Below are 25,971 nucleotides of genomic sequence, written 5' to 3' on the forward strand. Positions count from 1 at the left end.
ATCGGCGCCTTGACCTCAAGCCCACTTGAACGTGTGCCATGGGGGCGCGATCAATTCGGTGGGCGCTGTCGGTCCCGCGAGGGCGACTGACGGTGGAGGAGGAGCGATGACCGACGTCACGGAGCACGAGGAGCAGGCGGACGTACGCCGGCTGCCGCGTGCGCTCACGCCGTTCCGCCACTCCGCCTACCGCCGGCTCGCGGTCGCGCTGGTGCTGGCGACCTTCGCCGGCGGCGTCTGGGTCGTCGGCCTGGTCTGGGAGGTCATCCGGATGGGTGGCGGCCCGGCGCAGCTGTCGCTCGTGTCGACCGCGGGTGCGATCGGCGTGCTGCTGCCCGCCCTGCTCGGTGGCGTGGTCGCCGACCGGGTCCCGCAGAAGCTGATCCTCATCGTGGTCGCCTCCGTCGAGATGACGTGCATGGCCGCGGTCGCGCTGCTGTCGCTCACCGACCACACCCAGCTCTGGCACCTCGCGGTCGTCGGGTTCGTGATCGGCGCCGCGATGGCGTTCTACTTCCCGGCCTACACCGCCTGGATCCCCGCGCTGGTGCCCGAGGAGGACCTCCTCGCGGTCAACGGCTTCGAGGGCATGGTCCGCCCGACGGTCGGCCAGGCGGTCGGCCCCGCCGTCGCAGGCGTGGCGGTGGGTGTGGCCTCGGCCGGTGCCGCGGTCTCGATCGCCGCGATCTCCTCGCTGGCCGGGTTGGTCGCGCTGACGATGGTGCCGCGCACCGCCGTACGCCGGGAGGCCCCGACGGCCGACGCCGTCCCGGTCCACCCCGTCCGCTCGATGCTGCACGACATGGCCGAGGGGTTCCGCTACATGGTGCGGACGCCGTGGCTGCTCGCGACGCTGCTGTTCGCCTCGCTGCTCGTCTTCGTGATCATGGGCCCGCTCGAGGTCCTGGTGCCGTTCCTCATCAAGGACAAGCTGGGCGGCGGGCCGGGCGACCACGCGTGGGTGCTGGCCGCGTTCGGCATCGGCGGCGCGATCGGCTCGCTGGCCGTCGCGTCGATGCGGATGCCGAAGCGCTACCTCACCTGGATGAACCTCATGTGGGGTTTCGGCTGCGTCCCGTTCGTGGTGATGGGCATCGCCACCGAGATCTGGATGCTCGTGGCCGCGGCGTTCGTCCTCGGCATCCTGTTCTCCGCGCCGATGGTGATCTGGGGGACGCTGCTCCAGCGACGCGTGCCGCCGCACCTGCTCGGCCGGGTGTCCTCGCTCGACTTCTTCGTGTCGGTGAGCCTGATGCCGGTGTCGATGGCGCTGGCGGGCCCGATCTCCGAGGCGATCGGTCTCGAGGCGGTGTTCCTCATCGCCGGCACCGTCCCCGCGATCGCCGCGGTGGTCGCGATCGTCTGGGCCAAGCTGCCCCAGGACGAGATCGCGAACCCGCTGTGAGCTGCCCCAGCCCGAGCCTGCGAGGGCTGGGATGCTGCAGCCAGGTCGAGTAGCCGCACGACCGACGAAGGAGGTCGTGACCGGCGTATCGAGACCTAGGGCCCGAGCCTGCGAGGGCTGGGATGCTGCAGCCGGGTCGAGTAGCCGCACGACCGACGAAGGAGGTCGTGACCGGCGTATCGAGACCTAGGGCCCGAGCCTGCGAGGGCTGGGATGCTGCAGCCGGGTCGAGTAGCCGCACGACCGACGAAGGAGGTCGTGACCGGCGTATCGAGACCTAGGGCCCGAGCCTGCGAGGGCTGGGATCCTGCATCTAGAGGCCGAGGCTGCCCGCCAGTCCGGTCCGCGAGCGGATGCCGAGCTTGCGGTACACGTGCGACAGGTGCCACTCGACGGCCTTGACCGTGACCACGAGCTGGCTCGCGATCTCGCGGTTGGTCAGCCCGGCGGCGGCCAGCCGCGCGATCCGGCGCTCGGAGACCGTCAGCGTCGCCATCACCTCGCCCGGTGCGGGCCGCGCCGGCTGGCCGAGCCGGTCCAGCAGCCGGCGGATCCGGCCCTGGAGGGGCCAGAGCTCCTCACGGCCGACGTACTCCTCGGCCCCGCGCAGCAGCGTCAGCGCCTCGTCCTGGTCGCTCGCGCCGCCGGTGAGCATCAGCCCGCCGGCGAGGTCGGTCTCGATCTGGGCGGTCAGCCGGAGGGCGGGGAGGTCGGAGACCACCGCCCGCGCCTCGCGCAGCAGCTCGATGCCGTCGCCGCGTGGGTCGACGATCGCGAGCGCGCGCAGGCCGAGGCCGACGGCGTACGGCGCCTCCGCGAGGCGGGCCGCCGCCAGGTGGGCCCGTGCCAGCGCGGCGCCCTGGGCCCGGCGGCCGATCCGCACCTCGGCGAGGGCGGCGGCGGGCCGCCACGGCAGCAGGTCCGGGTCGTCGTCGACGAGCAGCCGTCCGGCGCGTACGAAGTGGCCGGCGGCGATCTCGGCGTCGCCGGTGGCCGCGGCCAGCTCGCCGCGCCCGAAGTGCGCGGTGGCGCCGACGAGGCCGGCCGCGTCCAGCAGCGGCACCAGCTGGTCGGCCCTCGCCATCGCGGTCGAGAGCTCACCACGGGCGAGGCGGCACTCGACGCTGGTCGCCAGCGCGGTCGCGAGGTCGACGCCGGAGATCTCGGTGCGCGGCCCGAGCGCGCGGTCGAGGTCGTCGAGCGCGTCACGGACCAGACCCGCGCGGGCGCGTGCGTGCCCGCGCGCGACGAGCGCGCGGGAGGGGTGAAGGTCGTCCCGAGCCGATGCCTCGACGGTGACCGCCTGCGGCGTCAGCATGGGCAAACCCTAGGAACTGGCGGGGTCGCGGGTGACCGGAATGGCGTGGATTCACCTGGGTGGACCAGTCAGGTGCGGCCGAGGAAGCCCAGCAGCCGTTGGTCGTACGGCGCCTCCGCGGGCACCGGCCGGGCCGCGGAGAACCGCACCCCGCGGTCGCCCGGGTCGACCAGCCAGGTCGCTGCCTCGAGCAGCTCCTGAGCCAGCCCGGGCGGCACCGGCACGTCACGGCCGGTGGCCCTCCCGACGTCCCAGCCGTGCACGGTGATCTCGAGAGCGGCGGTCGTGACCAGCAGCGGGCTCTGCAGGTCGACCCGGCCGGTCGCGGCCTCGAGCACGACGTCGCCCGGAGCCGGGCGGGTCCACGCCGTCACCAGGGCGACCGCCTTCGCCTGGATCGCCGGCACCGGGCCGGGCTCGCAGCCGGCGCAGCCCACCGAGACGCGGCCGCCGGCCGCCTCGGTGAACGCGTCGAGCGCGTCCTCCATGTGCGCGAGCAGGTCGCCGAGCGTCCAGGCCGCGCACGGTGTCGGCCGGTCGAGCATGTGCGGCTGCACGCTCGCCAGCTGTCCGCAGGTGTAGGCGATGGCCCGGTCGAGCAGCCCGACGGACCCGCCGAGCGTCGCGGTCACCGACAGTCCGGCGACGGCGTGTAGTCGGCGGGCAGCCGGTCCGGCAGCCCGAACGTCTCGAAGAGACGCAGGTCGAAGAACGCGGTCACGTGCTTCACGCGATCGCCGTCCAGCTCGAGCACCTGCAGCTGGAACGGTGCGAAGTCACCGGCCGGTGTGCGCATGTACAGCCCGTACGCCGGCTGCCCGTTGGCCTGGGTCGCCAGCATCGGCATGTCCAGCGAGCCGCCCGGGCACTCGTGACCGATCAGCCAGCCGATGTTCTGCGCGCCCTTGAACCAGCTCGTGAACGGCGGCATGTCCCACGTCGCCTCGGCGGTCAGCAGCCCGACGATCGAGTCGACGTCCTTGCGCCAGAACGCGTCGACGTACCGCTCGAGCAGCTGCTGCTGCCCGGTGGTCAGGTTCGCCTCGACGGTGTCCTCGGTGAGGCCGCGCTCGGCCATCTGGGCGTGGGCACGCTGGAGCGCGGAGTTCACCGCGGCGGTGGAGGTGTCGAGCGCCTCGGCGACCTCGGCGGCGGTCCAGCGGAGCACGTCGCGCAGGATCAGCACCGCGCGTTGACGGGCCGGCAGGTGCTGCAGCGCCGCGACGAACGCGAGCCGGATCGACTCCCGCTCGGCCACCATCACCGCGGCGTCGGGGACCGGCTCCAGCCAGGCGATCTCGTGGTCGAGCTCGAGCGCGTCGCCTGCCATCGCGTCGGGTGTGCCGATCCCGGCGGGGAGCGGGCGGCGCGGCCGTCCCTCGAGGTTGGTCAGGCAGACGTTGGTGGCGATCCGGTAGAGCCAGGTGCGCACCGAGGAGCGACCCTCGAACGCGCCCGCCGAGCGCCAGGCGCGCAGGAACGTCTCCTGCACCAGGTCCTCGGCCTCGTGCACCGATCCGGACATGCGGTAGCAGTGGGCCAGCAACTCACGCTGGTAGCGCTGCGTGAGAGCCGGGAAGTCGTCGAGCTCCGTCGTCGTCGTCATGGGTGTCCTCCAGTCTGCCTGGAGGTACGACCGGCGTCGACGCCTTAACTCATCGCGATCCGCAACGCTCTTTCGGCGGCGGGTACGGCGAGCGCCCGGTCGGCGGGCACCAGGCCGATCCGGGTGCGCCGGTCGAGCAGGTCGTCGACGTCGGCGGCGCCCTCGTGGGTGACGCCGAAGATCAGCTCGGCGAGCGTCGCCGGCACGCCGTCCGCGATCGGCGCGAGCAGCTCCTCGTCGGACAGCCCGCTGACCTCGCGCGCGGAGTCCAGGACCAGGGCGGCGTCGGTGCCGAAGCGGCGCACCAGCCGGGCGGGGTCCTCGAGCTCGGCGAGCACCGCGCGCGGCGCCGCGCCGAGCAGCGGCAGGTCGTGCGTCCGGCACGGGCCGGCCTGGAGACCGGCCCGGGCGACCGCCGCGTCGACGGCGTCCTCGGCCATCCGGCGGTACGTCGTGAGCTTGCCGCCGACGACCGTCACCACGCCGGTCTCGCTGGTGAGGACCGCGTGCTTGCGCGAGAGGTCCGCGGTCGAGCCCTCGTTGCTGTGCAGCAGCGGCCGCAGGCCGGCGTACGCCCCGACGACGTCGTTGCGGTGGAGCTGGTGGGAGAACGCCGCGGACACGACGTCGAGCAGGAAGCCGATCTCGGGCTCGGACGGCTCGGGCACGTCGGGGATGTCACCGTCGACGGCCTCGTCGGTCAGGCCGACGTACAGCGTGCCGTCCGGCTGGGGGAGCACCATGACGTACCGGTTGCTCGTGCCGGGGATCGGGCAGGCGACCGCGACCTGGAGGCCGGGGATGCTCTCCTGGCGCAGCACCAGGTGGGTGCCGCGGCTCGGGCGCAGGTCGACGCCGGGCACGAGAGACCCGGCCCAGACGCCGGCGGCGTTGATGACGCTGCGGGTGCGCACGGTCCTGGTCTCCCCGGTCAGCTCGTCGCGCAGCTCGACCTCGGTGCCGCTCGCCGACAGCACCCGGGCGCGGGTGCGCACGTGGGCGCCCAGCTCGGCCGCGGTGCGGGCCACGTTGGTGACCAGGCGGGCGTCGTCCTCGAGCTGGCCGTCCCAGCTCAGGTAGCCGCTCCGCAGCCCGCCGCGGCGCAGCGCCGGCGCGAGCTGGAGGATCTCCGCCGCGGAGAGCCGGCGCGGGCGGGGGAGCACGCCGGACGGCGTCCGCGCGCTGCGCTTGAGCAGGTCGCCGGCCACCATGCCGTAGCCCGTGATCGCGGTGTGCACGCGGCCCGAGGTCTGGGGGAGGAGCATCGGCATCGCGTGGGTGAGGTGCGGCGCGGTGCGCTCCATGATGATGCCGCGCTCGACGGCGCTCTCGTGGGCGACGCTGAACTGGAACTTGGCGAGGTACCGGAGCCCGCCGTGCACGAGCTTCGACGACCAGCGTGACGTGCCGAACGCGAGGTCGTGCGCGTCCACCGCGAGCACGGACAGGCCGCGGCTGACGGCGTCGAGGGCGACGCCGGTGCCGGTGATGCCGAGGCCGATCACGACGAGGTCGACGTCGGTCGGGGCGCCGGCCAGGCCGGGGGTGATCCGGGTGGCGGTCATGGCTGGATGCTCCGCGTCAGGGCGAGCCGGAGCTCGGCGTCGAGCTCGTCGAGGGAGACCTCGTCGTCGACCATCGTGTGGGCGGAGAGCACGAAGCCGTGGGCGGCGAGCAGCATCGCGCGCGCCATCGCGACCGGGTTGCCGGCGCGGGCGGCGCCCGCCTCCTGGGCGTCGCGCAGCGCGGCGACCGTGAGCTCGAGGATGCCGTCCTGCGAGCGGCCGCGGCGGGAGAAGAGGTAGGGGAGGATCAGCTCGGCGTCGAGGTCGACGATGCGGACGAACAGCTCGTTCTCGCGCAGCCGCTGCACGACGGCGACGATGTCGCCGACCAGCCGTTCGGCGGTCGGGGCGTCCTTGTCCTCCTCGGCCAGCGCGTCGGCGACGACACCGCCCCACTCGCGGGTCATCAGGTCGCCGAGCAGCTGCGGCATGTCGGCCCAGGTGCGGTAGATCGTCATCCGGGAGACGCCCGCGCGGCGGGCGACCTCGGTCAGGGTCGTGCGCCGCCAGCCGACGTCGAGGATGCAGTCGCGGGCGGCGTCGAGATACGCGTCGCGCGGTTCCTGGCGGTCGCTGAGCCCGTCGAAGCGGTTGTGACGAAGTGACGTCATGTGTCACAGTGTAACGCATGACGACCGAGATGCACCCCACCCGCTGGGGCGACCCGGCCCGCGCCACCGCACTCCCGGCCGAGGCCCGGGGACTCGTCGAGATGGTGTTCGGCGCCGACGACCGCCCGGCCGTCGCCGAGGCCCCGCTCGCGGCCCCCGCGATCGACCCCGCCGTCCTGACCCGGCTGGCCGACCTCCTCGGTCCCGACCACGTGCGGACCGATGACGAGACCCGCCGGCTGCGCACCCGCGGCAAGTCGACGCCGGACCTGCTCAAGGCCCGGGCCGGCGACCTGACCGACGCGCCCGACGCCGTCGTACGCCCCTCCTCGCACGAGGAGGTCGCCACCGTCCTCGACCTCGCCGCCGAGCACCACCTCGCGGTCGTGCCCTTCGGGGGAGGTACGTCCGTGACGGGCGGCCTGGTCGCCCGCCGCGAGGGCTTCGCCGGCGTGCTGAGCCTGGACCTGGTGCGGATGAAGCGGCTGATCGAGGTCGACCACGTGTCGATGACCGCGACCCTCGAGCCCGGCCTGCGCGGGCCCGAGGCCGAGGCGCTGCTCGCGGCCGAGGGCGTGACGCTGGGGCACTACCCGCAGTCGTTCGAGTTCGCCTCCATCGGCGGCTTCGCCGCGACCCGGTCCAGCGGGCAGTCCAGCGCCGGGTTCGGCCGGTTCGACTCGCTCGTGGTCGGCCTGAGCGTCGCGACCCCGCAGGGCCGGGTCGACCTCGGCAGCGCCCCCGCGAACGCCGCCGGCCCCGACCTGCGCCAGCTCTTCCTCGGCTCCGAGGGCACGCTCGGCGTGATCACCGCGGTGACCGTCCGGGTCCGCAAGCTCGCCGAGACCAAGGTCTACGAGGGCTGGCGCTGGCCGTCGTTCGCCGACGGTGCGACCGCGATGCGCACCCTCGCCCAGGCCGGCCTGCTGCCGACGGTGCTCCGGCTCTCCGACGAGGCGGAGTCCGCTCTCAACCTCGCCGACCCCGGCGCGATCGGCGGCGACGCCGCGACCGGCTGCCTGATGATCACCGGCTTCGAGGGCGAGCCCACCGCGGTCGAGGCCAAGCGGGCCGCGGTCACCGCGCTGCTGACCACCCTCGGCGGGTCCGCGGCCGGGGAGCAGCCCGGCGAGAAGTGGGCGCACGGCCGCTTCGACGCGCCGTACCTCCGCGACTCGATGCTGGACGCCGGGGTGCTGGTGGAGACCTTGGAGACCGCGACGTTCTGGTCGAACGTCGACAACCTCTACACCAAGGTCAAGGCGGCGCTGGAGGGCTCGCTCGGCCAGCCGTCGCTGGTGCTCTGCCACATCTCGCACGTGTACGAGACCGGCTGCTCGCTGTACTTCACCGTCGCCGCGAAGGAGGCCGACGACCCGCTGCCGCAGTGGCTGGCCGCGAAGTCCGCCGCGTGCGACGCGATCGTGGCCGCGGGCGCGACGATCACCCACCACCACGCCGTCGGCACCGACCACAAGCCGTGGCTCGCCGCCGAGATCGGGCAGGTCGGCGTCTCCGTGCTGCGCGCGGTCAAGGCCGACCTCGACCCGGCCGGCATCCTCAACCCGGGGGTCCTGATCCCGTGACCCGCTCGTACACCTTCCTGGTCAACCCGAAGTCCGGCGGCGGCGCCGCCCCCGGGGCGGTCGTCCCGGTCGCCCGCGTCCTGCGCGAGGCCGGCGCGACCGTCGACGTCACGTACTCACCCGGCCCGCAGGCGATGGCGGCAGCCGTCGACGAGGCCGTCGGCCGCGGCGACGTGGTGGTCTCGGTGGGCGGCGACGGCATGCTGTCCTCCCTCGCCGGCCTGGTCTCCGCTGCCGGCGGCACGCTCGGGGTCGTCCCCGCCGGCCGCGGCAACGACTTCGCCCGGATGCTCGGCATCCACGACGACCCCGAGGCCCAGGCGCGGGTGCTGCTCGCCGGCGCCGTGCGCCAGGTCGACCTGATCGCGGTCACCGGACTCGGCGCCGGGCGCCGGGTGATCGCCGGCTCGGTCTACTCCGGGGTCGACGCGCGCGCCGCCGAGATCGTCGACCGGGCGCACTGGCTGCCGCGCAAGCTGCAGTACCCGTACGCCGCGCTGCGCTCGCTCGCGACGTACCAGCCCGGTCGCTACGTCGTGTCGGTCGACGGCATCGAGCACACCTACGAAGCGGCGACGGTCGTGGTCGCGAACTCGGCGTACTACGGCAAGGGCATGCAGATCGCCCCGCCCGCCTCGCTCGAGGACGGCCTGCTCGACGTGGTCGTCATCGAGGCGGCGTCGCGGCTCGCGCTGATGCGCTCGCTGCCCCAGGTGTACGACGGCGGCCACGTCGCGCTGCCCGAGGTCACGCTGCTGTCCGGCAAGGTCGTCGAGCTGCGCGGCACCGCCCGCGCAGGCATCCCGGTCGGCGGCGACGGCGAGCCCCTCGGCACGTTGCCCGCGCTCGACGCCGCCCCCGCGACTGTCGAGGTGGTCCCGGGTGCGCTGTCGGTGATCGCCTGACTGTTGGTCGAGCAGCGAGCGCCAGCGAGCGTCGTCGAGACCCCTGCGCCCGACCGCCGTCGTCGGCTCGCGGGGTCTCGACAAGCTCGACCAACGTCACGCCTAGACGAACGCCCAGACCAGCAGCTCGGTCGGCACCGCGGCGGTGACCTCGAGGCCCGGGCCCCCTTGGACCTCGGGGCGGGTCACCCGGAACGCGTCGCCGTCGGAGAGCGGCTCGGCGAGGGAGAAGCGCTGCAGCGCGCCCCCGGCGACGTACACGTGCTGGCGCCGCTCCTCGGGGAGCACCACGGTGTCGCCGGGGCCGAGGCGGGCGACGAGGAAGCGCGCGCCGCCGACCGTCGCGGCCAGGGTGAGCGAGCCGGGGACGAGGTCGACCGGCGTGATCGAGTACGCCGGCGCCACGCCCGGCTCGGTCGGGGTCAGCCAGGTCTGCACGAAGCGGCACGGCCCCTCGGGCCCGGCTACCTCGGAGTGCGTGACGCCCGAGCCGGCGGACAGCACCTGCACCTCGCCGGGGCGCACGACGCCGGTGTGTCCCTCGGAGTCGGTGTGGTGGAGCGAGCCGGACAGCACCCAGGTGACGATGTCGACGTCGCGGTGCGGGTGCTCGTCGAAGCCGACCCCGCTGGCGAGGTGGTGGTCGTCGTGGCAGACGATCGGGCCGAAGCGCAGGTTCTCCGGGTCGTACTGGTCACCGAACGAGAATGAGTGTCGGGTGAAATATCCCGGAGTGCGGGTGAGGTGGCGTTCAGTTCCCCGGCGGATCTCGACTGTCACCTGCATCATTGTGCCCGTGCCAGACCCTGCCTCGGACCAGTCCCTCCCCCAGCTCCCGCCCGGCTTCCGCTTCGGGACCAGCACCGCGTCGTACCAGATCGAGGGCGCTGCCCGAGACCACGGCAAGGGCCTCAGCATCTGGGACACCTTCACCGCCCAGGAGGGGCGGATCCTCGACAAGTCCACCGGCGACGTGGCGTGCGACCACTACCACCGGTACGCCGAGGACGTCGCGCTGATGAAGCGCCTGGGCGCGGGGGGCTACCGGTTCTCGTTCGCGTGGCCACGGATCCAGCCCGACGGGCGCGGCCCGGCCAACGCCGCCGGTCTCGACTTCTACGACCGGCTCATCGACGAGCTGCTCGCGAACGACGTGCAGCCGATGGCGACGCTCTACCACTGGGACCTGCCGCAGGCGCTCGAGGACGACGGCGGCTGGCTGAACCGCGCGACCGTCGACCGGTTCGCCGACTACGCCGCGATCCTCGGGGAGAGGTTCGCCGACCGGGTCGAGCACTGGATCCCGGTCAACGAGCCGAACGTCGTGATGATGATGGGCTACGCGATCGGCATGCACGCGCCGGGCAAGACGCTGATGTTCGACGCGATGCCGGCCGCCCACCACCTGCTGCTCGGCCACGGCCGGGCCGCGATCGCGCTGCGCGAGGCCGGCGCGAGCAGCATCGGCAGCGCCAACAACCACGCCCCGATGTGGCCGGCGTCCGACGACGAGGCCGACGTCGGCGCGTCCAAGCTGTTCGACGCGCTCTGGAACGGCATGTTCATGGAGCCGATGCTGCTGGGCCGCTACCCCGTCGACCTGCAGCCGCTGCTCGAGGAGATCGTGCAGGAGGGCGACATGGCGATGATCCGCCAGCCGCTCGACTTCTACGGGGTCAACTACTACAACCCGTTCCGCATCGGCGCCGCCGCCGAGGACGCGGAGATGCCGTTCGAGTTCCGCGAGCTGCTCGGCTACCCGACCACCGACTTCGGCTGGCCGGTCGTGCCGGACGCGCTGCGCGAGATGCTGATCACGATGCGCGCCCGCTACCGCGCCGCACTGCCGCCGATCCACATCACCGAGTCCGGCTGCGCCTACAACATGGGCCCGGACGAGAACGGCGTGGTCGACGACCAGGCCCGCATCGACTACCACGACGCGCACCTGCGCGCGGTGGCGACGGCGTGCCAGCGCGGGGTCGACGTACGCGGCTACTACGCGTGGTCGCTCATGGACAACTTCGAGTGGTCCGAGGGCTACACGCAGCGCTTCGGCCTCGTGCACATCGACTACGACTCCCAGGTGCGGACGCCGAAGCGGTCGTTCCACTGGTACGCCGACGTGATCGCGGCGCAGATGAACTCGCTGGGCTGAGCGGGAGCGGGTCGTCCGCCACGCGAGAGGCGGACGACCCGATCACACCGAGTGCCGGACGGCCATGGTCTCGCGCACGGAAGCCTCGTCGAACGGCTCACCGAGCCACTCGAACATCCCGCGCAGCACGCCCGGGTCGGCGACGTAGTCGTCGTAGTGGACGCGGTACGCCGCATCGCCCAGGGAGTCCGCGAGGGCGAGGATGCGTCGCTCGACGTCGGCGAGGTGCTCGGACTTGTCGTCGCCCTCGGCCCACCACTTGCTCTTGAGCACGTCCTCGTGGTTGCGGGTGTTGACGAGGAACCGCGCCCCGGGGAAGACCTGCTGCAGCCAGGCGACGTACTCCTCGAGGTCCGGCCGGTACCACCGGATCTCCTTGAAGCCGGTGACCCGGGTGTCCTCGTCGGGCCGCAGCACGGTGTCGGACGCGAGCCGCCGGATCTGCCGGATCGACCGCTCGGGCGGGAAGCCGGCGATGCCGTAGAACGGGTGCGTCGGCTGCCGGACCCGGCGCCTCGGGACGCGACTGCTCTCGGCGAGCATCGTGCTGTGGAACCGGTAGAGGTGGTGCAGCGCGTCCCGGTTCTCGCCGCGGATCAGGTAGCCCGGGATCGTGTTGAGCACGCCCATCAGCAGCGTGGAGCCGGACCGGCCGTAGGTGACCATGAAGAGGTAGTCCAGGTCACGCTGCGGCATGGCACACACCCTAGAGTGACCGCCATGTCTGCCCGCCTCCGGCTCGTCGCCGCTGCCCTCGCCGTCGTCCTGGTGGCGGTGCCGATCGTCTTCGGCCTGGTGGACGGTACGACGGGCACGCTGGTCGGGCTCGCGTTCTCGATGCTCGCGGTGCTGGTGACCGGGTCGGCGTACGCCGTCCTCAAGCTGGTCGACCGGCACATCGCGCAGGCCGAGCGCCGGCTCCGCAAGGAGATCCGGATGCGGCCGAAGGCGCAGCAGCCCAAGCCGGTGAAGCTGCCCAAGGGCCTGGTCACCGTCGCGCACCTGAAGAAGGAGCGCGACTTCCACGCCAAGCGGACCCAGGACATCGTGAACCTGTTCTCGATGGTGCCGATCACGTCCGGCATCCCGCCGCTCGGCCTGTGGACCGCGTCCGCCGACCTGCTCGTCGAGCTCGTCGACCGGCTCGTCACCGAGCGCCCGGCCACCGTGGTCGAGGGCGGCAGCGGCGTCTCGACGGTGGTGATGGCGCTGGCCGCCAAGGAGCACGGGATCCCGGTGAAGATCGTCGCGCTCGAGGCCCAGCCGGTCTGGGCCGAGCACACCCGCGCGATGCTGGCGCGGCACGGGGTGGCGGAGTATGCCGAGGTCCGGCTCGCGCCGCTCGCGCGCACGTCGATCGCCGAGCACGAGACGCCCTGGTACGACGAGGGGGCGATCGCCGACCTCAGCGGCATCGGCCTGCTGCTGGTGGACGGCCCGCCCGAGGGGACCGGCGAGCGGGCGCGGTACCCGATGGTGCCGCTGCTCAAGGACAAGCTCGCGGACCGCTGCACGATCCTCGTCGACGACACCGGCCGGCCCAGCGACGCCGACGTGGTCGAGCGCTGGAAGCCGCTCCTCCCCGACTTCGACTTCGAGGTCCTCCACCTGGACAAGGGTGCCGCGCTCCTCACCCGGAAGTGAGCCCGTGCTCGCCGACCTGAAGACCCCCGCCCTGGTGCTGTCCGGCCCCGGGCTCGACCTCGGCCCGGTCCCGGACGGCGTCACCGTCGCGCGGCTCGGTGACCCCGGTGACCCCGGTGACCCCGGTGACCCGGTCCCGGTCGAGGGGCGGTGGACCAGCGTGCTGCTCGCCGTCGCCGACGAGACCGCGCTGCGCCAGGTCGTCTCCGTGCTGCCGGACCTCGGCCGCGCCAAGCACGTCGGGTGCCACCTGGCCTCGGCGCAGGGCCCGGTCACCACGGTGCTCCGGCCCGAGTGGCCGCCGCTCGCGAGCCTCGAGGCCGACGCCGGGCTGACCCGGCTGACGTTCCGCCGGCCCGCGCCGGTCGCCCCGGTGCTGGTCGAGCTGGCCCGGCACACCGGCACCCCCGCGCCCTCCGGCAACCACGGGCTCGTGGTCTCCGGCATCGACGTGCCGATGGACCCGACCGCGGTGACCGACGAGGTCCCGGCTGCGGTGGTGACGTCGGCGCCCCAGCAGTCCGAGGTCCTCGGCGGCCCGCCGGTCGTCCTCGACCCGGGCATGGGCCCGCTGGACGAGGCGCTGCTCAACCCGGTCGGCTTCCGCCGCGACTGGGACCGGGGTCCGGTCCCGCTGCCGGCCGGCGAGCCCACCCCCGCGATGGTCGCCGCCCTGCGGGACGCCCAGGCGGTGGTCGTCCCGGCCGGCGCCGACCTCCGGACCGTCGCGGGCCTCGCGATGGCCGGGGTGCCGCTCGTCGGCGACGGGTTCGACGAGGTGGAGCTCGACGACCCGCTGCGCCGCGAGGAGCACTCGGTGCGAGTACGCCGCGCGGCGCTGCGCGAGTACTCCTCGCTGGGCTGGCGCCGGCGCGTCGGTGCCGCGACCGGCGTGCGCGTCGCGGCGTACCCCTCGGTGAGCGTGCTGCTGCCCACGCGGCGGCCCGAGCAGCTGGAGTTCGCGCTGCGGCAGGTCGCCCGGCAGCGGGGTGCCGAGCTCGAGCTGGTGCTGGCGACCCACGGCTTCGAGGCCGACCCCGGGCTGGTCCGCGAGCACCTCGGCGACCGGCCGCACACGCTGCTGCCGATGCCGGCCGAGACGATCTTCGGCGACGTGCTGCGCGCGGCGACCGACGCGGCCGCCGGTGACGTGGTCGTGAAGATGGACGACGACGACTGGTACGGCCCCGACGTGATCGCGGACCTCCTGCTCGCGCGGCACTACTCCGGCGCGGAGCTGGTCGGGATGCCCGCCGAGCTCGTCTACCTTGAGCCGATCCGCACCACCGTGCGCCGGCGCGGACCGAGCGAGAACTTCGGCGCGGTCGTCGCCGGCGGGACGATGACGATCGACCGGGCGCTGCTGCGCGCGGTCGGTGGCTTCCGGTCCGTGCCGCGCCATGTCGACGCGCGGCTGCTCGACGACGTCCGGGCGGCGGGTGGCAGCGTCTACCGCACCCAGGGTCTCGGGTACGTGCTCCGGCGTACCGCCGACGGCCACACCTGGGACACCGGTCTCGGCTACTTCCTGACCCGCGCCAGCCTGGCCGCGCAGTGGCGCGGCTTCCGCCCCAGTCACCTGCTGGAGGACTCATGAACCAGCCCCGCGTCCGCCGCAACGACTGGGGCACCCTCGACGCGCCCGCGATCGGGTCGTGGAAGCCCTCGCTCACGGTGTCGGTGGTGATCCCGGCGTACGGCGCGCAGCGGCTGCTGCCGTACGTGCTCGCCGGCCTGGCCGCGCAGACCTACCCCGCGCACCTGCTCGAGGTCGTGGTCGCCGACGACGACCCGCGCAAGCCGCTGGAGCTGCCGGAGGTGCGCCCGGAGCGCACCCGCATCGTCCGGGTCGAGGAGGGCTGGGGCCGTGCGAACGCCTGCCACACCGGCGCGCTCGCGTCCGACGGCCAGGTCATCCACTGGCTCGACGCCGACATGCTGGTCGAGCCCGACGAGGTCGAGGCGCAGGCCCGCTGGCACCACCTCATCGACCACGCGGTCGTGCTCGGCCACAAGTGGTTCGTGGATCCCGCGCCGCTGCTGGCGACGTCCCCGGACGGCCCGCTCCACGACGTCTTCGCCGGCGTCGAGAAGGAGCGGCACTGGGTCGAGGACGTCTGGGACAAGACCGACGACCTGCGTGCGGCCGGCCCGCGCGCGCTGCGGACCCACGTCGGCGCGACGGCGTCGCTGCGGCGGTCGTTGTACGAGGAGTCCGGCGGCATGGACACGAGCCTGCGGCTCGGCGAGGACATCGACCTCGGCTACCGGCTGGCCGAGCAGGGCGCGGTGTTCGTCGCCGACCGCCAGGCGCGCAGCTGGCACCTCGGCCGCTCGCACCAGCAGCACCGGCAGGACGACGTCAACGACTACAACCAGCCGTTCCTCACCGACCGGGTGCCGGACCTGCAGCCGCAGCGCCGCCGCGGCCGGCTCTACACGGTGCCGTACCTCGAGGTCGTGCTCGACACCCGCGGGCAGGACCACCGCAGCGTCCAGGCGGTCGTCGACTCCGTGCTCGCCTCGACCCTCGCCGACCTGTCGGTGAGCCTGCTCGGCGACTGGTCCGGGATCGGTGAGGAGCGGATCTCGCCGCTCGACGACCCGCAGAAGAGCGCCCGGCTGGTGCGCGCGTCGTACGCCGGGGACCCGCGGGTGCACCTGGTCAAGGAGGCCGGTCCGCGCCGGCGCCAGTTCCGGCTCACGCTGGGGAGCGCCGGCTGGGCGCCGGGCCCGGAGACGCTGGCGAACCTCGTGATGCACCTGGAGCGCACCCACCACGGGCTGCGCCAGGTGATGATGCCGGACGGCACGTCCGCCCGGCTCGAGCGCAGCGCGGCCGTCGCCCGCGCCCGCCGGGTCGCGCGCCCGGGAGAGGACCTCGACGACGTGGTCGACGAGCTGTTCGGCAGCTGGTGGGTGGAGGCCGGCGACGCGGGCTTCGAGCCCAGCGCGACGATCAAGCGGCCGCGGCTGCGCGGCACCGCCGGGCCTGCGCAGGACCCGGCCGCCTCCTGGGTCGAGCTCGGCCAGGCGCCCGCGCCCCAGGCCAAGCCCAGGAAGAAGGCCGCCGCTCCGACTCCAGCTCCCGCTCCGCGCTCGTTGAAGGACCGGGTGCGCTCCCGGCTGCGCCGTGGCTGAGCCCTTCGAGGTCCGGGTCGCCGACCTCGCCGCCCTCCGGTCGTACGCCGGCGACGGCGACGTACGCGCCGACGCGGTGCGGCTCGTGGTCGAGACCGCGTCGGCGTCGTTGTCGCTGGTGCCGCGGCCCGAGTGGCCGGCGCTCGTGTCGCTGCGGTCGCGCCGTGCGGGCGACGGCGTGGTGCTGGTGGCGCGGTTCAAGCGGCCGGTGCCGGTCGCGGACGTGGTCGCCGAGGTCGGGCGCCAGGCGGTGTGGCCGTCGGTCGTCGCCCGCCGCCCGGACCGCCTCGACGAGCGGGTCTTCAACCCGATCGGCTTCCGCCCCGCCTGGGAGCGCGGCGTCGTCGACCTGCCGCCCGGCCCGCCGACGCCCGAGCTGGTCGCCTCGCTGCGTGACGCCCAGGGCGTGCTGGTCTCGGCACCTTCTCCCACGGTCGACGCGCTGGCGATGGCCGGGGTGCCGCTGGTCGGCGCGGGCTACGGCGAGGTGGACCTCGACGACCCGCTCGCGCGCGAGGAGCACAGCCTCGTCGTGCGCCGGGCCGCCTTGGACGCGCACGGATCGATCGACTGGCAGCGGTCGGTGTCGGTGGTGCTGGCCACCCGGCGACCGGAACAGCTCGACTTCGCGCTCGCGCAGGTCGCCCGGCAGCGGGGAGTGGACTCACTCGAGCTGGTGCTGGCGCCGCACGGGTTCTCGCCCGACCCGGCCGCGGTCCGCGCCGCGGTGCCGAACGCGTCCGTGCGCGTCGTACCGGCTGAGGCGGACGCGTTCTTCGGCGACGTCCTCAATGCCGCGGCGACCGCGGCGGACGGCGACGTGATCCTCAAGATGGACGACGACGACTGGTACGCCCCCGACGTGGTCGCCGACCTGCTCCGCGCCCGTGCCTACAGCGGGGCCGAGCTGGTCGGGATGCCCGCGGAGTTCCACTACCTCGCGCCGCTGGACCTCACCGTGAAGCGCGGCCACCAGACCGAGTTCTACGCGAAGTTCGTCGCCGGCGGCACGATGATGCTCGACCGCGAGGTGCTGCGGTCGGTCGGTGGGTTCCGGAGGGTGCGGAAGTTCGTCGACGCGCAGCTGCTCGCCGCCGTCACCGCCGCCGGCGGGGCGGTCTACCGCACCCATGGCCTCGGCTACCTGCTGCGCCGCAACGAGTCCGGCCACACCTGGCAGGTCGACATGGACTACCTGCTCGACCCGTCCCGCGTCGAGCGCACCTGGGAGGGGCTCACGCCCTCCCGGCTGATGGAGCTGTAGCCGGTGTCGGAATCACCGGTGCACCGGTGATCCCGTCACTTCTCAGGCGTTGCAACACCCAGGAAGTGCCAGTTTCACCGGTGAACCGGTGAAACCTCAGCGGCGGCCGAGGCCGCGGGCGGTCCAGCCGGCGGCGCGCCAGGCGTCGAGGTCGAGCTTGTTGCGGCCGTCGAGGACCAGCTTGCTGCGGACGACGTCGCCGAGCGCGACCGGGTCGATCTCGCGGAACTCCGGCCACTCGGTGAGGTGCAGCAGCAGGTCGGCGTCGCGGGCCGCGGCCAGCGCGGACTCGGCGTAGTCGAGGGTGGGGAACTTCGCCCGCGCGGTCTCGTTCGCCTTCGGGTCGTAGACCGACACGAGCGCGCCGTGCAGGTGCAGCTGGCCCGCGATCGACAGCGCGGGCGAGTCACGGACGTCGTCGCTGTCGGGCTTGAACGCCGCTCCCCAGACCGCGATCCGGGCGCGGGCGATGTTGCCGCCGAGCATCGACGTCGCGATCTGGACGACGCGGGTGCGCTGGCGCAGGTTGATGTCGTCGACCTGGCGGAGGAACGACATCGCGTCCTCGACGCCGAGCTCGCCGGCGCGGCTCAGGAACGCGCGGATGTCCTTGGGCAGGCAGCCGCCGCCGAACCCGACACCGGCGTTGAGGAACTTGCGGCCGATCCGGTCGTCGTGGCCGATCGCGTCAGCGAGGTCGACGATGTCACCGCCGGCCGCCTCGCACACCTCGGCGACCGCGTTGATGAACGAGATCTTCGTGGCCAGGAACGCGTTCGCGGACACCTTCACCAGCTCGGCGGTCGCGAAGTCGGTCACCACGACCGGGGTCCCGGTCTCGATCACCGTCCCGTAGAACTCGCGCAGCACCTGCTCGGCCCGCTCGGACGCGACGCCGAAGACCAGCCGGTCCGGCTGGAGGGTGTCCTGGACGGCGAAGCCCTCGCGCAGGAACTCCGGGTTCCACGCGAGCTCCGCACCCTCGCCGAGCTTCGTGGCCAGCCGGGCGGCGGTCCCGACCGGGACCGTCGACTTGCCGACGACCAGCGATCCGTCGGTGAGGTACGGCGCGAGCGAGTCGACCGCGGCGTCGACGTACTGCACGTCGGCACCGAGGCCGTCGTGGCGCTGCGGCGTACCCACGCAGACGAAGTGGAGGGAGCCGAAGGCGCCGGCCTCCTCGTAGGAGTCGGTGAAGCGGAGCCGGCCGGACGCCACGTGCTTGGCGAGCAGCTCCTCGAGCGCGGGCTCGTAGAACGGCACCTTGCCGGCGGCGAGCGACTCGCGCTTCCCGGGGTCGATCTCGACGCCGAGGACGTCGTACCCGAGCTCGGCCATGCAGGCCGCGTGGGTGGCGCCGAGGTAGCCGCAGCCGATGACGGTGACGTTCACGCTTTCGAGTCTAGGAGGAGACGGTGGTCACAGCGGTGGCCAGGCGGTGAACGACAGCCTCCAACCGCTCGGCGCTGGTGGCCAGGTTGATCCGCACGTGCCCCTCCAGCCCGGGCTGGTAGTCCGAGCCCGGCCCGAGCTTCACGCCGCGGTCGAGCGCCGCCGCGGCCGGGTCGGCGACGCCGTACGCACGCAGGTCGAGCCACGCGAGGTACGTCGCCTCGAGCGGACGCATCCGCGCCTCGGGGAGCTGCGTGGCCAGCAGGTCGGCGAGCCGCGAGCGCTGGTCGTCGAAGCGCTCGACGAGTGCGGCCAGCCAGGCATCGCACTCGGTCCACGCGGCGACGCCGGCGATCATCCCGAACACCGACCAGGCGTTCTGCGCGGGGATCGGCGCGGCCAGGATGCGCTCCCGGTCGTCGGGGTCGAGCACCACCAGCTGGGCGCCGTGCACGCCGGGGATGTTGAACGACTTCGACGCGCTCGTCACGACGACGGCCGTCTCGTCGAGGGTGAGGTACGGCGTGAACGTCGAGCCCGGCAGCGTCAGCGGCGCGTGGATCTCGTCGGAGATCACCTTGACGTCGTACTCCCGCGCGAGGTCGGCCAGCGCGGCCAGCTCGTCGCGGGTCCAGCAGCGGCCGAGCGGATTGTGCGGGCTGCAGAGCAGGAACGTCCGGGCGCCGGCGGCGAACGCCCGCTCGACCTCGCCGAGGTCCATGGTCGCGGTCTCGGCGTCGGGGTCGAGGGTGACCTCGACGAGCTCGCGCCCGGTGATCCGGACGGCGTCGCGGAACGGCGGGTAGCAGGGCGTCGGCACCACGACCGGACCCGGCGGGCAGACCAGCTCGAGGGCCAGCCGGATCCCGGACATGACCGCGCCGGTCGGCAGCGTCGCCTCCGCCGGCACCTGCCAGCCCCAGTGCCGCTCGGCGAAGCCGGAGAACGCCGCGCCGAGCCCGGCGTCGCCGAAGGCGGGGTACCCGGCGGTGCCGCGTCGTACGGCGGCGACCAGCGCCTCCTCGATCGGCTCGGCCGGCTTGAAGTCCATCTCGGCGACCCATGCGGGGATCACGCCGGGTGCGACCGCGCCCCACTTCAGCGGCAGCGCCGCGCGGGCCTGGTCGTCGGTGAGGTCGCGGATCACCTCGCCATCCAACTACACGGGCGAACCACCCGGGCCAACTACACGGGCCAACTACACGGGCGCGGCTACCGTGGCAGCATGCGGGCGCTCGTGCTGGCCGTGGTGGTGCTGCTGCTGTGCGCCTGTACGCCGGACGAGGACCAGGACGTCGCGCACGTGCCGCCGGCGTCCGCCGGCGCGACCGCCGGGCAGTCGGACCCGCCGACCCCGCCCGCGTGGCAGACCGGGCAGCCCTCGGCGGTGCTGACCAAACGCCCGCTGGTGCTGGCGACCAACCCGCGCCGCGGCCCGATCGACGTGCCCGAGGCGGTCGCCCGCTGGGTGATCGACGGCACGATCACGAACTGGAGGGACCTGGGCCAGCCCGCTGCGCCGCTGACGGTCGACGACCGCAGCCCGGCGCGGAACCTGCCGATGAACACGATCGCGGTGGGCGTCGCCGACGGCGTGGGCCCTGGTGTCCGGGTGGTCGCGGTCGACGGCTTCGACCCGCTGCGCGAGCCGGACCGGTACCCCATCCAGGTGCAGGGGCCCTCGCACGGCCAGGTCACGACGATGACGGTCGTCGGCGACATCATGCTCGGGCGTGGCGTCGGTGGCGGCGCGGCGCTGCGCCCCATGGCGGACCGGCTCGAGTCCGCCGACATCACCATCGGGAACCTCGAGAGCACCCTGTCCGACGCCGGCACGCCGACCCAGGGCGACGACTCGTTCCACGCCGACCCGGCCGTGCGCGAGGACCTCCTGCGCGCCGGGTTCGACGTGCTCGGCCTGGCCAACAACCACCTCGGCGACTACGGGGACACGGCGCTGGTGGAGACGGGGCAGCTCCTGCGGAACGCCGGGTTCGAGACGTTCGGCGCCGGACGAGACCTGGTCGCGGCCAGGCGCCCGGCCGTCGTCGAGCGCAACGGCATCACCTTCGGCTTCCTCGGCTTCAACGCGATCGGTGAGACCCGGGAGGCGGCGCCCGGCCAGCCGGGCGCGCTCTCGGTGAGCATGCCGCCGCGCACCGGACCGCTCGACCGCGCCGAGCTGGACCGGGTCCTCGGCGACGTACGCCGGCTCGCGAAGCGCGTCGACGTCGTGGTCGTGCTGCCGCACTGGGGCGAGCAGTACACGAACGAGCCGTGGCCGGAGCAGCTGCTCGTCGGCCGCCGGCTGGCCGCCGCCGGCGCGGACCTGGTCGTCGGCGGGCACCCGCACTGGGTGCAGGGCGCGTCGCTGGTCGGGGACACGCTGGTCGTGAACTCGCTGGGCAACTTCGTCTTCGACATGGACGGACCGTCGTTCACCCCGGACACCATGGAGGGCCTGGTGCTCGAGGCAACGTTCTGGGACGACCGGCTGATGGCGGCCGACTTCGTGCCGTACCGGATGGACGCGGACTTCGCGCCGCGCGTCGTCAGTCGCACGGACGCGACCCGGATCTACGACCGATTCTGGGAGTTCAGCGGTCTCGGAGCCACGCGGTGAGCAGCCGGCCGACCCGGTCGAGCTGGTCGGGGTCCACGACGGACGGCACGTCGCCGGCCGAGTGGTAGCCGTCGTACGGCGTGCTGCCGACCCGCGCCGCCGGGATGCCCACGACCGCGAACGACTCGTGGTCGCTGGTCGTGTTGAGGCCCACCGTGGTCGGGATGTCGAGCCGCCGGGCCAGCCGCGCCAGCTCGTCGCGGACCCCGGTCGAGTCCGCCGAGAACGCCGCCAGCGGCACCCGGTCGCCGACGCCGACCCGGTCGAGCGACACCATCGCGGTGACCTTTCCGGGCTCCTCGGCGTACCGCTTGGAGCCGAAGTGGTGCAGGTCGCCCGGCCCCACCGGCTCCTCGCCGCCGAACAGCACCAGCACCACCCGCGGCTCGCCGGCCAGCACGCGCGCGAGCTCCATCACGACCGCCACGCCCGACGCGTTGTCCTCGGCGCCCGGTGCGACGGCCACCGTGTCGAGGTGCGCGCCGACGACGACGTGGCGCCGGTCGGGGTCGAAGCCCGGCGGCTCGGCGATCACGTTGACCGACCGGCCGGCCTCGACCGGCACTCCCCAGGAGTCCCCACCCGGCACCGGGAACCGCTGCAGGCGGACGTCGTACCCGGCCCTGGTGAGGTACGGCGTCGCCCAGTCGACCGCCTCGAGGAAGGCCGGCCCGGTCGCCAGCCGGGGACCGATCCGCCCGGCCAGGTGGCGGACCGTCCCCATCGCGCGCGCCGCGTCGAACTCGGCGGGCGGCTCCGGTGTGGGCTCGGGCGTGGGCTCTGGTGTGGGCTCCGGTGTGGGCGCGGACGCGTCGCTGGTCGCGGGCGGTGTGGTGACTGCGGGAGGCTGGGTGTCGACGAGCGGCTCGCTGGAGCAGCCCGTCGCCGCGAGGGCCAGAGCGATCACCGCGAGCCGGCGCACCACAGGCATCGCGCTCGCCGTCGCACGGGCGTTCGACCTCGGGTGCCTGATGACCTCCACACCTGTTCAACGCGCGGCGACGAGCATGGGTTCGGCCGTCCCTGTCGCGTGGCCGAGGTCACGACCTTCGTCCACCAAATGCACGAAGGTCACCACCACCCCTGAGCGTGGTCCTACGCTGAGCGCATGCGTGTACGTCGTGCCCTCGCCACTGCTGCCGTCCTGCCCCTCGCCCTCGCCGCTGCGGCGTGCGCTCCCGAGGAGGACTCCGAGGGCTCGACCGCGACCGACCCGGCCGCGTCGTCGTCGGCCTCCGAGTCCGCGGACACGTGTGCGACCGACTCGCTCCCGGTGCGCACCGCCGGGCAGCTGACCGTCGGCACGGACTCGCCGGCGTACGAGCCGTGGTTCAAGGACAACGACCCGAGCAACGGCGAGGGCTTCGAGTCCGCGGTGGCGTACGCCGTCGCCGAGCAGCTCGGCTTCTCCGCCGACCAGGTCGAGTGGGTGAAGGTGCCGTTCAACAAGTCCTACGCCCCGGGCCCGAAGGACTTCGACTTCGACATCAACCAGATCTCGATCAACCCCAAGCGCGCCGAGGCCGTCGACTTCTCCGACGGCTACTACTCGGCCTCGCAGGCCGTGATCGCGCTCAAGGGCACCGCCGGCGCCGAGGCGACCAGCCTCGAGGACCTGAAGGGCCTGCGGCTCGGCGCCCAGACCGGCACCACCTCGCTCACCGCCATCCGCGACGTGATCCAGCCCGAGCAGGACCCCGCCGTCTACGAGGACACCAACGTCGCGAAGGCGGCGCTGCAGAACGACCAGGTCGACGCGATCCTGGCCGACCTGCCGACGGCGTTCTACATCTCGGCGGTGGAGATCCCGGACAGCGCGATCATCGGGCAGTTCCAGCCCGAGACGGGTGAGCAGGAGGAGTTCGGCATGCTCTTCGAGAAGGGCAGCGCGCTCGTCCCCTGCGTCAACGAGGCGCTGGCGGCCCTCGAGGAGGACGGCACGCTCGACCAGCTCGAGCAGCAGTGGCTCTCCGAGACCGTGGGCGTGCCCGAGCTCCAGTGAGCGACTGGTCGCCCAGCCAGCACGAGCTCGACCGGCAGCGGGTCCGTACCCGGCTCCAGCGGCGCTCGGCCCTGATCGCGACGGCGATGACCCTCCTGGTCTTCGTCGTCCTCGGCCTGATCGTCACCAGCTCGCCGGGCTGGCCGAACGTCAAGGCGTACTTCTTCAGCTGGCCGGACGCGAAGGAGTCGTTCCCGGACATCTGGGACGCGATCTGGCTGAACATCAAGATGTTCCTGATCGCGGAGTTCTTCATCCTGATCTTCGCGATGCTGATCGCGATGGCGCGGGTCAGCCGGTCGCCGTGGCTGATGCCGCTGCGGGTGGTGGCCGTGATCTACACCGACGTGGTCCGCGGCATCCCGACGATCCTGCTGGTGTACCTGTTCGCGTTCGGCATGCCCGCGCTGGAGCTCCAGGGCCTGCCGGACAGCCCGTTCTTCTGGGCGACGGCGGCGCTGATCGTCTCCTACAGCGCGTACGTCGCCGAGGTGTTCCGCTCCGGCATCGAGTCCGTGCACCCGTCGCAGTGGGCCAGCGCGCAGGCGCTCGGCCTGACCCGCGGCCAGACGCTGCGGCACGTGATCATCCCGCAGGCGGTACGTCGCGTCGTACCTCCGCTGCTCAACGACTTCGTCTCGCTGCAGAAGGACACGGCACTCGCCGCCGTCGCGGGTGTCTTCGAGGCGGTCGCGACCGCGCGCGACTACACGCTCTACAACTTCAACTTCACGCCGTACATCGTCGTCGCCTGCTTCTTCATCGTGATGACCGTGCCGCTCGCGCGGCTGTGCGACTGGCTGACCGCGCGGATGCGCCGCCGCGAGCTGGCGGGTGCCCGATGAGCGCGCTGCTGACGGTCGAGGGGCTGCGGAAGTCGTACGGCGAGAAGGTCGTGCTCGACGACGTGTCCCTGTCGGTGGACCAGCACGACGTGATCTGCCTGATCGGCTCGTCCGGCTCCGGCAAGTCGACCCTGCTGCGCTGCCTGAACCTCCTCGAGGACATCGACGACGGCATCATCACGTTCGACGGGCAGGAGATCTCCGACCCGCGCGTCGACGCCCGCGCGCTGCGCTCGCGCATCGGCATGGTGTTCCAGGCCTACAACCTGTTCCCGCACCTGACCGTCCTCGAGAACTGCACCCTCGCCCCGCGCAAGGTCCACGGCGTACGCCGGCCCGAGGCCGAGGAGCGCGCCCGCGAGCTGCTCGCCCGGTTCGGCCTCGCCGACCAGGCCGCCAAGCACCCCGACCAGCTGTCGGGTGGGCAGCAGCAGCGCGCCGCGCTGGTCCGCGCGCTCTGCACGAACCCGACCCTGCTGCTGCTCGACGAGATCACCGCCGCCCTCGACCCCGAGCTGGTCGGCGAGGTGCTGGAGATCGTCAGGGCGGAGGCGTCGGCGGGGATGACGATGGTGCTCGCCACCCACGAGATGGCCTTCGCCCGCGATGTCGCCACCTCCGTCTGCTTCCTGCACGAGGGCCGCATCCTCGAGCAGGGCCCGCCGTCGCAGATCTTCACCGACCCGCGCGAGGAGCGGACCCGGCAGTTCCTGGCGCGGGTGCTGTAGCTGACGACCCGGGTGGGCGGTGTGTCAGCAACCGTTTGGTCGGGGCATTTGGTTGCTGGGTCACCGCTGGCCTGGGCTGACCCCTGCTGGCGGTGTGTCAGCAACCGTTTGAGCCGGGCATTCGGTTGCTAGGTCACCGCCCGCCGGGGCTGACCCCTGCTAGCGGTGCATCAGCAACCGTTCGCCCCGGGCATTCGGTTGCTAGCTCACCGCCCGCCCGGCGATCCGGTCGCGACGGGGACCGACGGCGATCGAGACCGGCAGGAAGAGCTGTTTCCAGTGCTCGCCGAACGTCGGCGGCGGGCCGGAGTATCCGCACGCCAGCAGAGCCCGGTAGACCTCGCCCACCAGGGTGCGAGGTCGAGCGAGCTTCTCCTTGGTCACCTGCACGTACGGGACGCCGGCGCTGCGCAGGAGCGCGTAGCGGTCGAGGTCGCGCACGTACTGATCCCGGTCCTGCTGGTGATGCGCGCCTTCGTACTCCACCACCAGGCCGAGCTCGCGGTACACCAGGTCGCCGATGACCTCGATGTCCTCGCGCACGTCGACGGCGGCGTTCACCTCAGGCGCCGGAAGGCCGGCGAACGACAGCACGGCCCGAGTCTCGCTCTCCAGCAGCGACCGGGAGCGTGCGTCGAGGTGGTCGAGCACCCAGACCGCTTCGTGCGCACCGTCTCGCCACGGCGCAGCGAGGGCGAGATCGCGCACCCCGGACAGCGAGATGTGGCCCCCGCGCAACAGCCAGTCACCGACCTTGATCGCGTCGACCGTCCGGGCCCGCGCGGCGTAGGCGAGGAAGGCGGCCGGGACGACGACCCCGGTCTCGTCGGTCGGAGCCAGCTTCACCGTCCGGTGGAGGAAGACGTCCTCGAGGGCGACGTGGTGGTCCCTCGCGATCACGAAGCGGATCGGTCGGCGGGGTCCGTAGTCCAGACCGAGCTCCTGGATCCGGCTGATGCCGGTCAGGTGGGCATCGGCCGGCAGCGCCAGCCGAGCGGCGGCCCGCCGGTCCGACTCCGACATCTGATGATCCCGGTGCCGCCACACGCCCGGATGAAGGCGCACGAAGCGACTGCCTTGCAGCATCCGGGACGACACTCCGAGCGCGCGTGCCGTCGACCGGGTGAAGGGTCCACGGAGGAGCGGGTCGGGGATGGGGTGCACGATCGGGGTTGTTC

The 25,971-nt window shown here is 73.1% G+C and carries 23 protein-coding genes; 12 read left to right on the forward strand and 11 right to left on the reverse strand.

What is annotated here, in order from left to right; genetic code table 11:
- Nucleotides 1–106: 106 nt before the first annotated feature.
- The gene (locus tag MJ604_RS20400) at nucleotides 107–1,405 is read left to right on the forward strand and encodes an MFS transporter (protein ID WP_243060509.1); all 1,299 of its coding nucleotides are present in this window, start codon (nucleotides 107–109) and stop codon (nucleotides 1,403–1,405) included.
- A 313-nt stretch (nucleotides 1,406–1,718) separates the two neighbouring features.
- On the opposite strand, the gene MJ604_RS20405 is transcribed toward MJ604_RS20400, so the two are convergent.
- From MJ604_RS20405 to MJ604_RS20425, 5 genes are all read right to left on the reverse strand, one after another.
- Nucleotides 1,719–2,723: a LuxR C-terminal-related transcriptional regulator gene (locus MJ604_RS20405; RefSeq protein ID WP_243060511.1), complete on the reverse strand. Its 1,005-nt coding sequence runs from the start codon at nucleotides 2,721–2,723 to the stop codon at nucleotides 1,719–1,721.
- A 68-nt stretch (nucleotides 2,724–2,791) separates the two neighbouring features.
- Nucleotides 2,792–3,355 carry a TIGR03086 family metal-binding protein gene (locus tag MJ604_RS20410; RefSeq protein ID WP_243060513.1) on the reverse strand — a complete coding sequence of 188 codons (564 nt, stop codon included), beginning with the start codon at nucleotides 3,353–3,355 and terminating at the stop codon, nucleotides 2,792–2,794.
- Nucleotides 3,352–4,329 (reverse strand): sigma-70 family RNA polymerase sigma factor, encoded by a 978-nt coding sequence (locus tag MJ604_RS20415; protein WP_243060515.1) that lies wholly within the window; start codon nucleotides 4,327–4,329, stop codon nucleotides 3,352–3,354. The genes MJ604_RS20410 and MJ604_RS20415 overlap by 4 nt, the downstream gene beginning before the upstream one ends.
- A 44-nt stretch (nucleotides 4,330–4,373) precedes the next feature.
- Nucleotides 4,374–5,894 (reverse strand): glycerol-3-phosphate dehydrogenase/oxidase, encoded by a 1,521-nt coding sequence (locus MJ604_RS20420; protein WP_243060516.1) that lies wholly within the window; start codon nucleotides 5,892–5,894, stop codon nucleotides 4,374–4,376.
- A complete protein-coding gene (locus MJ604_RS20425; protein ID WP_243060517.1) occupies nucleotides 5,891–6,505 on the reverse strand; it encodes a TetR/AcrR family transcriptional regulator in 615 nt (204 codons plus the stop codon). The genes MJ604_RS20420 and MJ604_RS20425 overlap by 4 nt, the downstream gene beginning before the upstream one ends.
- Before the next feature lie 17 nt (nucleotides 6,506–6,522).
- Between MJ604_RS20425 and MJ604_RS20430 the strand changes: the two genes are divergently transcribed.
- Together MJ604_RS20430 and MJ604_RS20435 are read left to right on the forward strand one after the other, a co-directional pair.
- Nucleotides 6,523–8,091, forward strand: a complete 1,569-nt coding sequence (locus tag MJ604_RS20430) for an FAD-binding oxidoreductase (RefSeq protein ID WP_243060518.1) — start codon at nucleotides 6,523–6,525, stop codon at nucleotides 8,089–8,091.
- Nucleotides 8,088–8,996, forward strand: a complete 909-nt coding sequence (locus tag MJ604_RS20435; protein WP_243060519.1) for a diacylglycerol kinase family protein — start codon at nucleotides 8,088–8,090, stop codon at nucleotides 8,994–8,996. The genes MJ604_RS20430 and MJ604_RS20435 overlap by 4 nt, the downstream gene beginning before the upstream one ends.
- Before the next feature lie 102 nt (nucleotides 8,997–9,098).
- Here MJ604_RS20435 and MJ604_RS20440 read toward each other — a convergent pair whose 3' ends face one another.
- Nucleotides 9,099–9,776, reverse strand: a complete 678-nt coding sequence (locus MJ604_RS20440; RefSeq protein WP_243060520.1) for a pirin family protein — start codon at nucleotides 9,774–9,776, stop codon at nucleotides 9,099–9,101.
- 16 nt (nucleotides 9,777–9,792) lie between these two features.
- On the opposite strand from MJ604_RS20440, the gene MJ604_RS20445 reads away from it, so the two are divergent.
- Nucleotides 9,793–11,154, forward strand: coding sequence for a GH1 family beta-glucosidase (locus MJ604_RS20445; protein ID WP_243060521.1), 1,362 nt, complete (start codon nucleotides 9,793–9,795; stop codon nucleotides 11,152–11,154).
- 42 nt (nucleotides 11,155–11,196) lie between these two features.
- Here the strand turns inward: MJ604_RS20445 and MJ604_RS20450 are convergent, their stop codons facing one another.
- Complete coding sequence (locus MJ604_RS20450) at nucleotides 11,197–11,850, reverse strand: sulfotransferase (protein ID WP_243060522.1); 654 nt, start codon at nucleotides 11,848–11,850, stop codon at nucleotides 11,197–11,199.
- Nucleotides 11,851–11,874: 24 nt separating this feature from the next.
- Here MJ604_RS20450 and MJ604_RS20455 point away from each other — a divergent pair, with 24 nt between their 5' ends.
- The 4 genes from MJ604_RS20455 to MJ604_RS24355 are packed head-to-tail and all read left to right on the forward strand — an operon-like array spanning nucleotide 11,875 to nucleotide 17,203.
- Nucleotides 11,875–12,798: a class I SAM-dependent methyltransferase gene (locus tag MJ604_RS20455; RefSeq protein WP_243060523.1), complete on the forward strand. Its 924-nt coding sequence runs from the start codon at nucleotides 11,875–11,877 to the stop codon at nucleotides 12,796–12,798.
- 4 nt (nucleotides 12,799–12,802) lie between these two features.
- Nucleotides 12,803–14,395: a hypothetical protein gene (locus MJ604_RS20460; RefSeq protein ID WP_243060525.1), complete on the forward strand. Its 1,593-nt coding sequence runs from the start codon at nucleotides 12,803–12,805 to the stop codon at nucleotides 14,393–14,395.
- Entirely contained in the window at nucleotides 14,392–15,939 is a 1,548-nt protein-coding gene (locus tag MJ604_RS20465; RefSeq protein WP_243060526.1) for a glycosyltransferase family 2 protein, read from the forward strand. The genes MJ604_RS20460 and MJ604_RS20465 overlap by 4 nt, the downstream gene beginning before the upstream one ends.
- The gene (locus tag MJ604_RS24355; protein ID WP_243060527.1) at nucleotides 15,932–17,203 is read left to right on the forward strand and encodes a glycosyltransferase; all 1,272 of its coding nucleotides are present in this window, start codon (nucleotides 15,932–15,934) and stop codon (nucleotides 17,201–17,203) included. The genes MJ604_RS20465 and MJ604_RS24355 overlap by 8 nt, the downstream gene beginning before the upstream one ends.
- Before the next feature lie 96 nt (nucleotides 17,204–17,299).
- Here the strand turns inward: MJ604_RS24355 and MJ604_RS20475 are convergent, their stop codons facing one another.
- Nucleotides 17,300–18,595, reverse strand: coding sequence for a UDP-glucose/GDP-mannose dehydrogenase family protein (locus MJ604_RS20475; RefSeq protein WP_243060529.1), 1,296 nt, complete (start codon nucleotides 18,593–18,595; stop codon nucleotides 17,300–17,302).
- 10 nt (nucleotides 18,596–18,605) lie between these two features.
- Nucleotides 18,606–19,742: a MalY/PatB family protein gene (locus MJ604_RS20480; RefSeq protein WP_243060532.1), complete on the reverse strand. Its 1,137-nt coding sequence runs from the start codon at nucleotides 19,740–19,742 to the stop codon at nucleotides 18,606–18,608.
- Nucleotides 19,743–19,820: 78 nt separating this feature from the next.
- On the opposite strand from MJ604_RS20480, the gene MJ604_RS20485 reads away from it, so the two are divergent.
- Nucleotides 19,821–21,218, forward strand: a complete 1,398-nt coding sequence (locus MJ604_RS20485; RefSeq protein WP_243060533.1) for a CapA family protein — start codon at nucleotides 19,821–19,823, stop codon at nucleotides 21,216–21,218.
- Here MJ604_RS20485 and MJ604_RS20490 read toward each other — a convergent pair.
- Nucleotides 21,193–22,149: a M28 family metallopeptidase gene (locus MJ604_RS20490; protein ID WP_243060535.1), complete on the reverse strand. Its 957-nt coding sequence runs from the start codon at nucleotides 22,147–22,149 to the stop codon at nucleotides 21,193–21,195. The two genes, MJ604_RS20485 and MJ604_RS20490, sit on opposite strands and share 26 nt — an antisense overlap.
- A gap of 177 nt (nucleotides 22,150–22,326) precedes the next feature.
- Here MJ604_RS20490 and MJ604_RS20495 point away from each other — a divergent pair, with 177 nt between their 5' ends.
- From MJ604_RS20495 to MJ604_RS20505, 3 genes are read left to right on the forward strand one after another with little or no spacing between them, the layout of a single operon-like run.
- Nucleotides 22,327–23,220 carry an ABC transporter substrate-binding protein gene (locus tag MJ604_RS20495; protein WP_243060537.1) on the forward strand — a complete coding sequence of 298 codons (894 nt, stop codon included), beginning with the start codon at nucleotides 22,327–22,329 and terminating at the stop codon, nucleotides 23,218–23,220.
- Nucleotides 23,217–24,065 carry an amino acid ABC transporter permease gene (locus MJ604_RS20500; RefSeq protein ID WP_243060539.1) on the forward strand — a complete coding sequence of 283 codons (849 nt, stop codon included), beginning with the start codon at nucleotides 23,217–23,219 and terminating at the stop codon, nucleotides 24,063–24,065. Before MJ604_RS20495 ends, MJ604_RS20500 begins: the two co-directional genes overlap by 4 nt.
- Complete coding sequence (locus tag MJ604_RS20505) at nucleotides 24,062–24,793, forward strand: amino acid ABC transporter ATP-binding protein (protein ID WP_243060541.1); 732 nt, start codon at nucleotides 24,062–24,064, stop codon at nucleotides 24,791–24,793. The genes MJ604_RS20500 and MJ604_RS20505 overlap by 4 nt, the downstream gene beginning before the upstream one ends.
- 201 nt (nucleotides 24,794–24,994) lie before the next feature.
- On the opposite strand, the gene MJ604_RS20510 is transcribed toward MJ604_RS20505, so the two are convergent.
- Nucleotides 24,995–25,816: a hypothetical protein gene (locus MJ604_RS20510; RefSeq protein ID WP_243060543.1), complete on the reverse strand. Its 822-nt coding sequence runs from the start codon at nucleotides 25,814–25,816 to the stop codon at nucleotides 24,995–24,997.
- Nucleotides 25,817–25,971 lie beyond the last annotated feature (155 nt).

It is taken from the genome of Nocardioides sp. SR21 (assembly GCF_022761125.1).
Lineage (GTDB): Bacteria > Actinomycetota > Actinomycetes > Propionibacteriales > Nocardioidaceae > Nocardioides.

Bases quoted from the DNA above. Each gene is read 5' to 3' on its own strand.
- MJ604_RS20400 (WP_243060509.1), top strand. From the start codon at position 107: ATGACCGACGTCACGGAGCACGAGGAGCAGGCGGACGTACGCCGGCTG.
- MJ604_RS20405 (WP_243060511.1), bottom strand. From the start codon at position 2,723: ATGCTGACGCCGCAGGCGGTCACCGTCGAGGCATCGGCTCGGGACGAC.
- MJ604_RS20455 (WP_243060523.1), top strand. From the start codon at position 11,875: ATGTCTGCCCGCCTCCGGCTCGTCGCCGCTGCCCTCGCCGTCGTCCTG.
- MJ604_RS20425 (WP_243060517.1), bottom strand. From the start codon at position 6,505: ATGACGTCACTTCGTCACAACCGCTTCGACGGGCTCAGCGACCGCCAG.
- MJ604_RS20420 (WP_243060516.1), bottom strand. From the start codon at position 5,894: ATGACCGCCACCCGGATCACCCCCGGCCTGGCCGGCGCCCCGACCGAC.
- MJ604_RS20485 (WP_243060533.1), top strand. From the start codon at position 19,821: ATGCGGGCGCTCGTGCTGGCCGTGGTGGTGCTGCTGCTGTGCGCCTGT.
- MJ604_RS20510 (WP_243060543.1), bottom strand. From the start codon at position 25,816: ATGTCGGAGTCGGACCGGCGGGCCGCCGCTCGGCTGGCGCTGCCGGCC.
- MJ604_RS20495 (WP_243060537.1), top strand. From the start codon at position 22,327: ATGCGTGTACGTCGTGCCCTCGCCACTGCTGCCGTCCTGCCCCTCGCC.
- MJ604_RS20415 (WP_243060515.1), bottom strand. From the start codon at position 4,329: ATGACGACGACGACGGAGCTCGACGACTTCCCGGCTCTCACGCAGCGC.
- MJ604_RS20430 (WP_243060518.1), top strand. From the start codon at position 6,523: ATGACGACCGAGATGCACCCCACCCGCTGGGGCGACCCGGCCCGCGCC.
- MJ604_RS20505 (WP_243060541.1), top strand. From the start codon at position 24,062: ATGAGCGCGCTGCTGACGGTCGAGGGGCTGCGGAAGTCGTACGGCGAG.
- MJ604_RS20490 (WP_243060535.1), bottom strand. From the start codon at position 22,149: ATGCCTGTGGTGCGCCGGCTCGCGGTGATCGCTCTGGCCCTCGCGGCG.
- MJ604_RS20450 (WP_243060522.1), bottom strand. From the start codon at position 11,850: ATGCCGCAGCGTGACCTGGACTACCTCTTCATGGTCACCTACGGCCGG.
- MJ604_RS20465 (WP_243060526.1), top strand. From the start codon at position 14,392: ATGAACCAGCCCCGCGTCCGCCGCAACGACTGGGGCACCCTCGACGCG.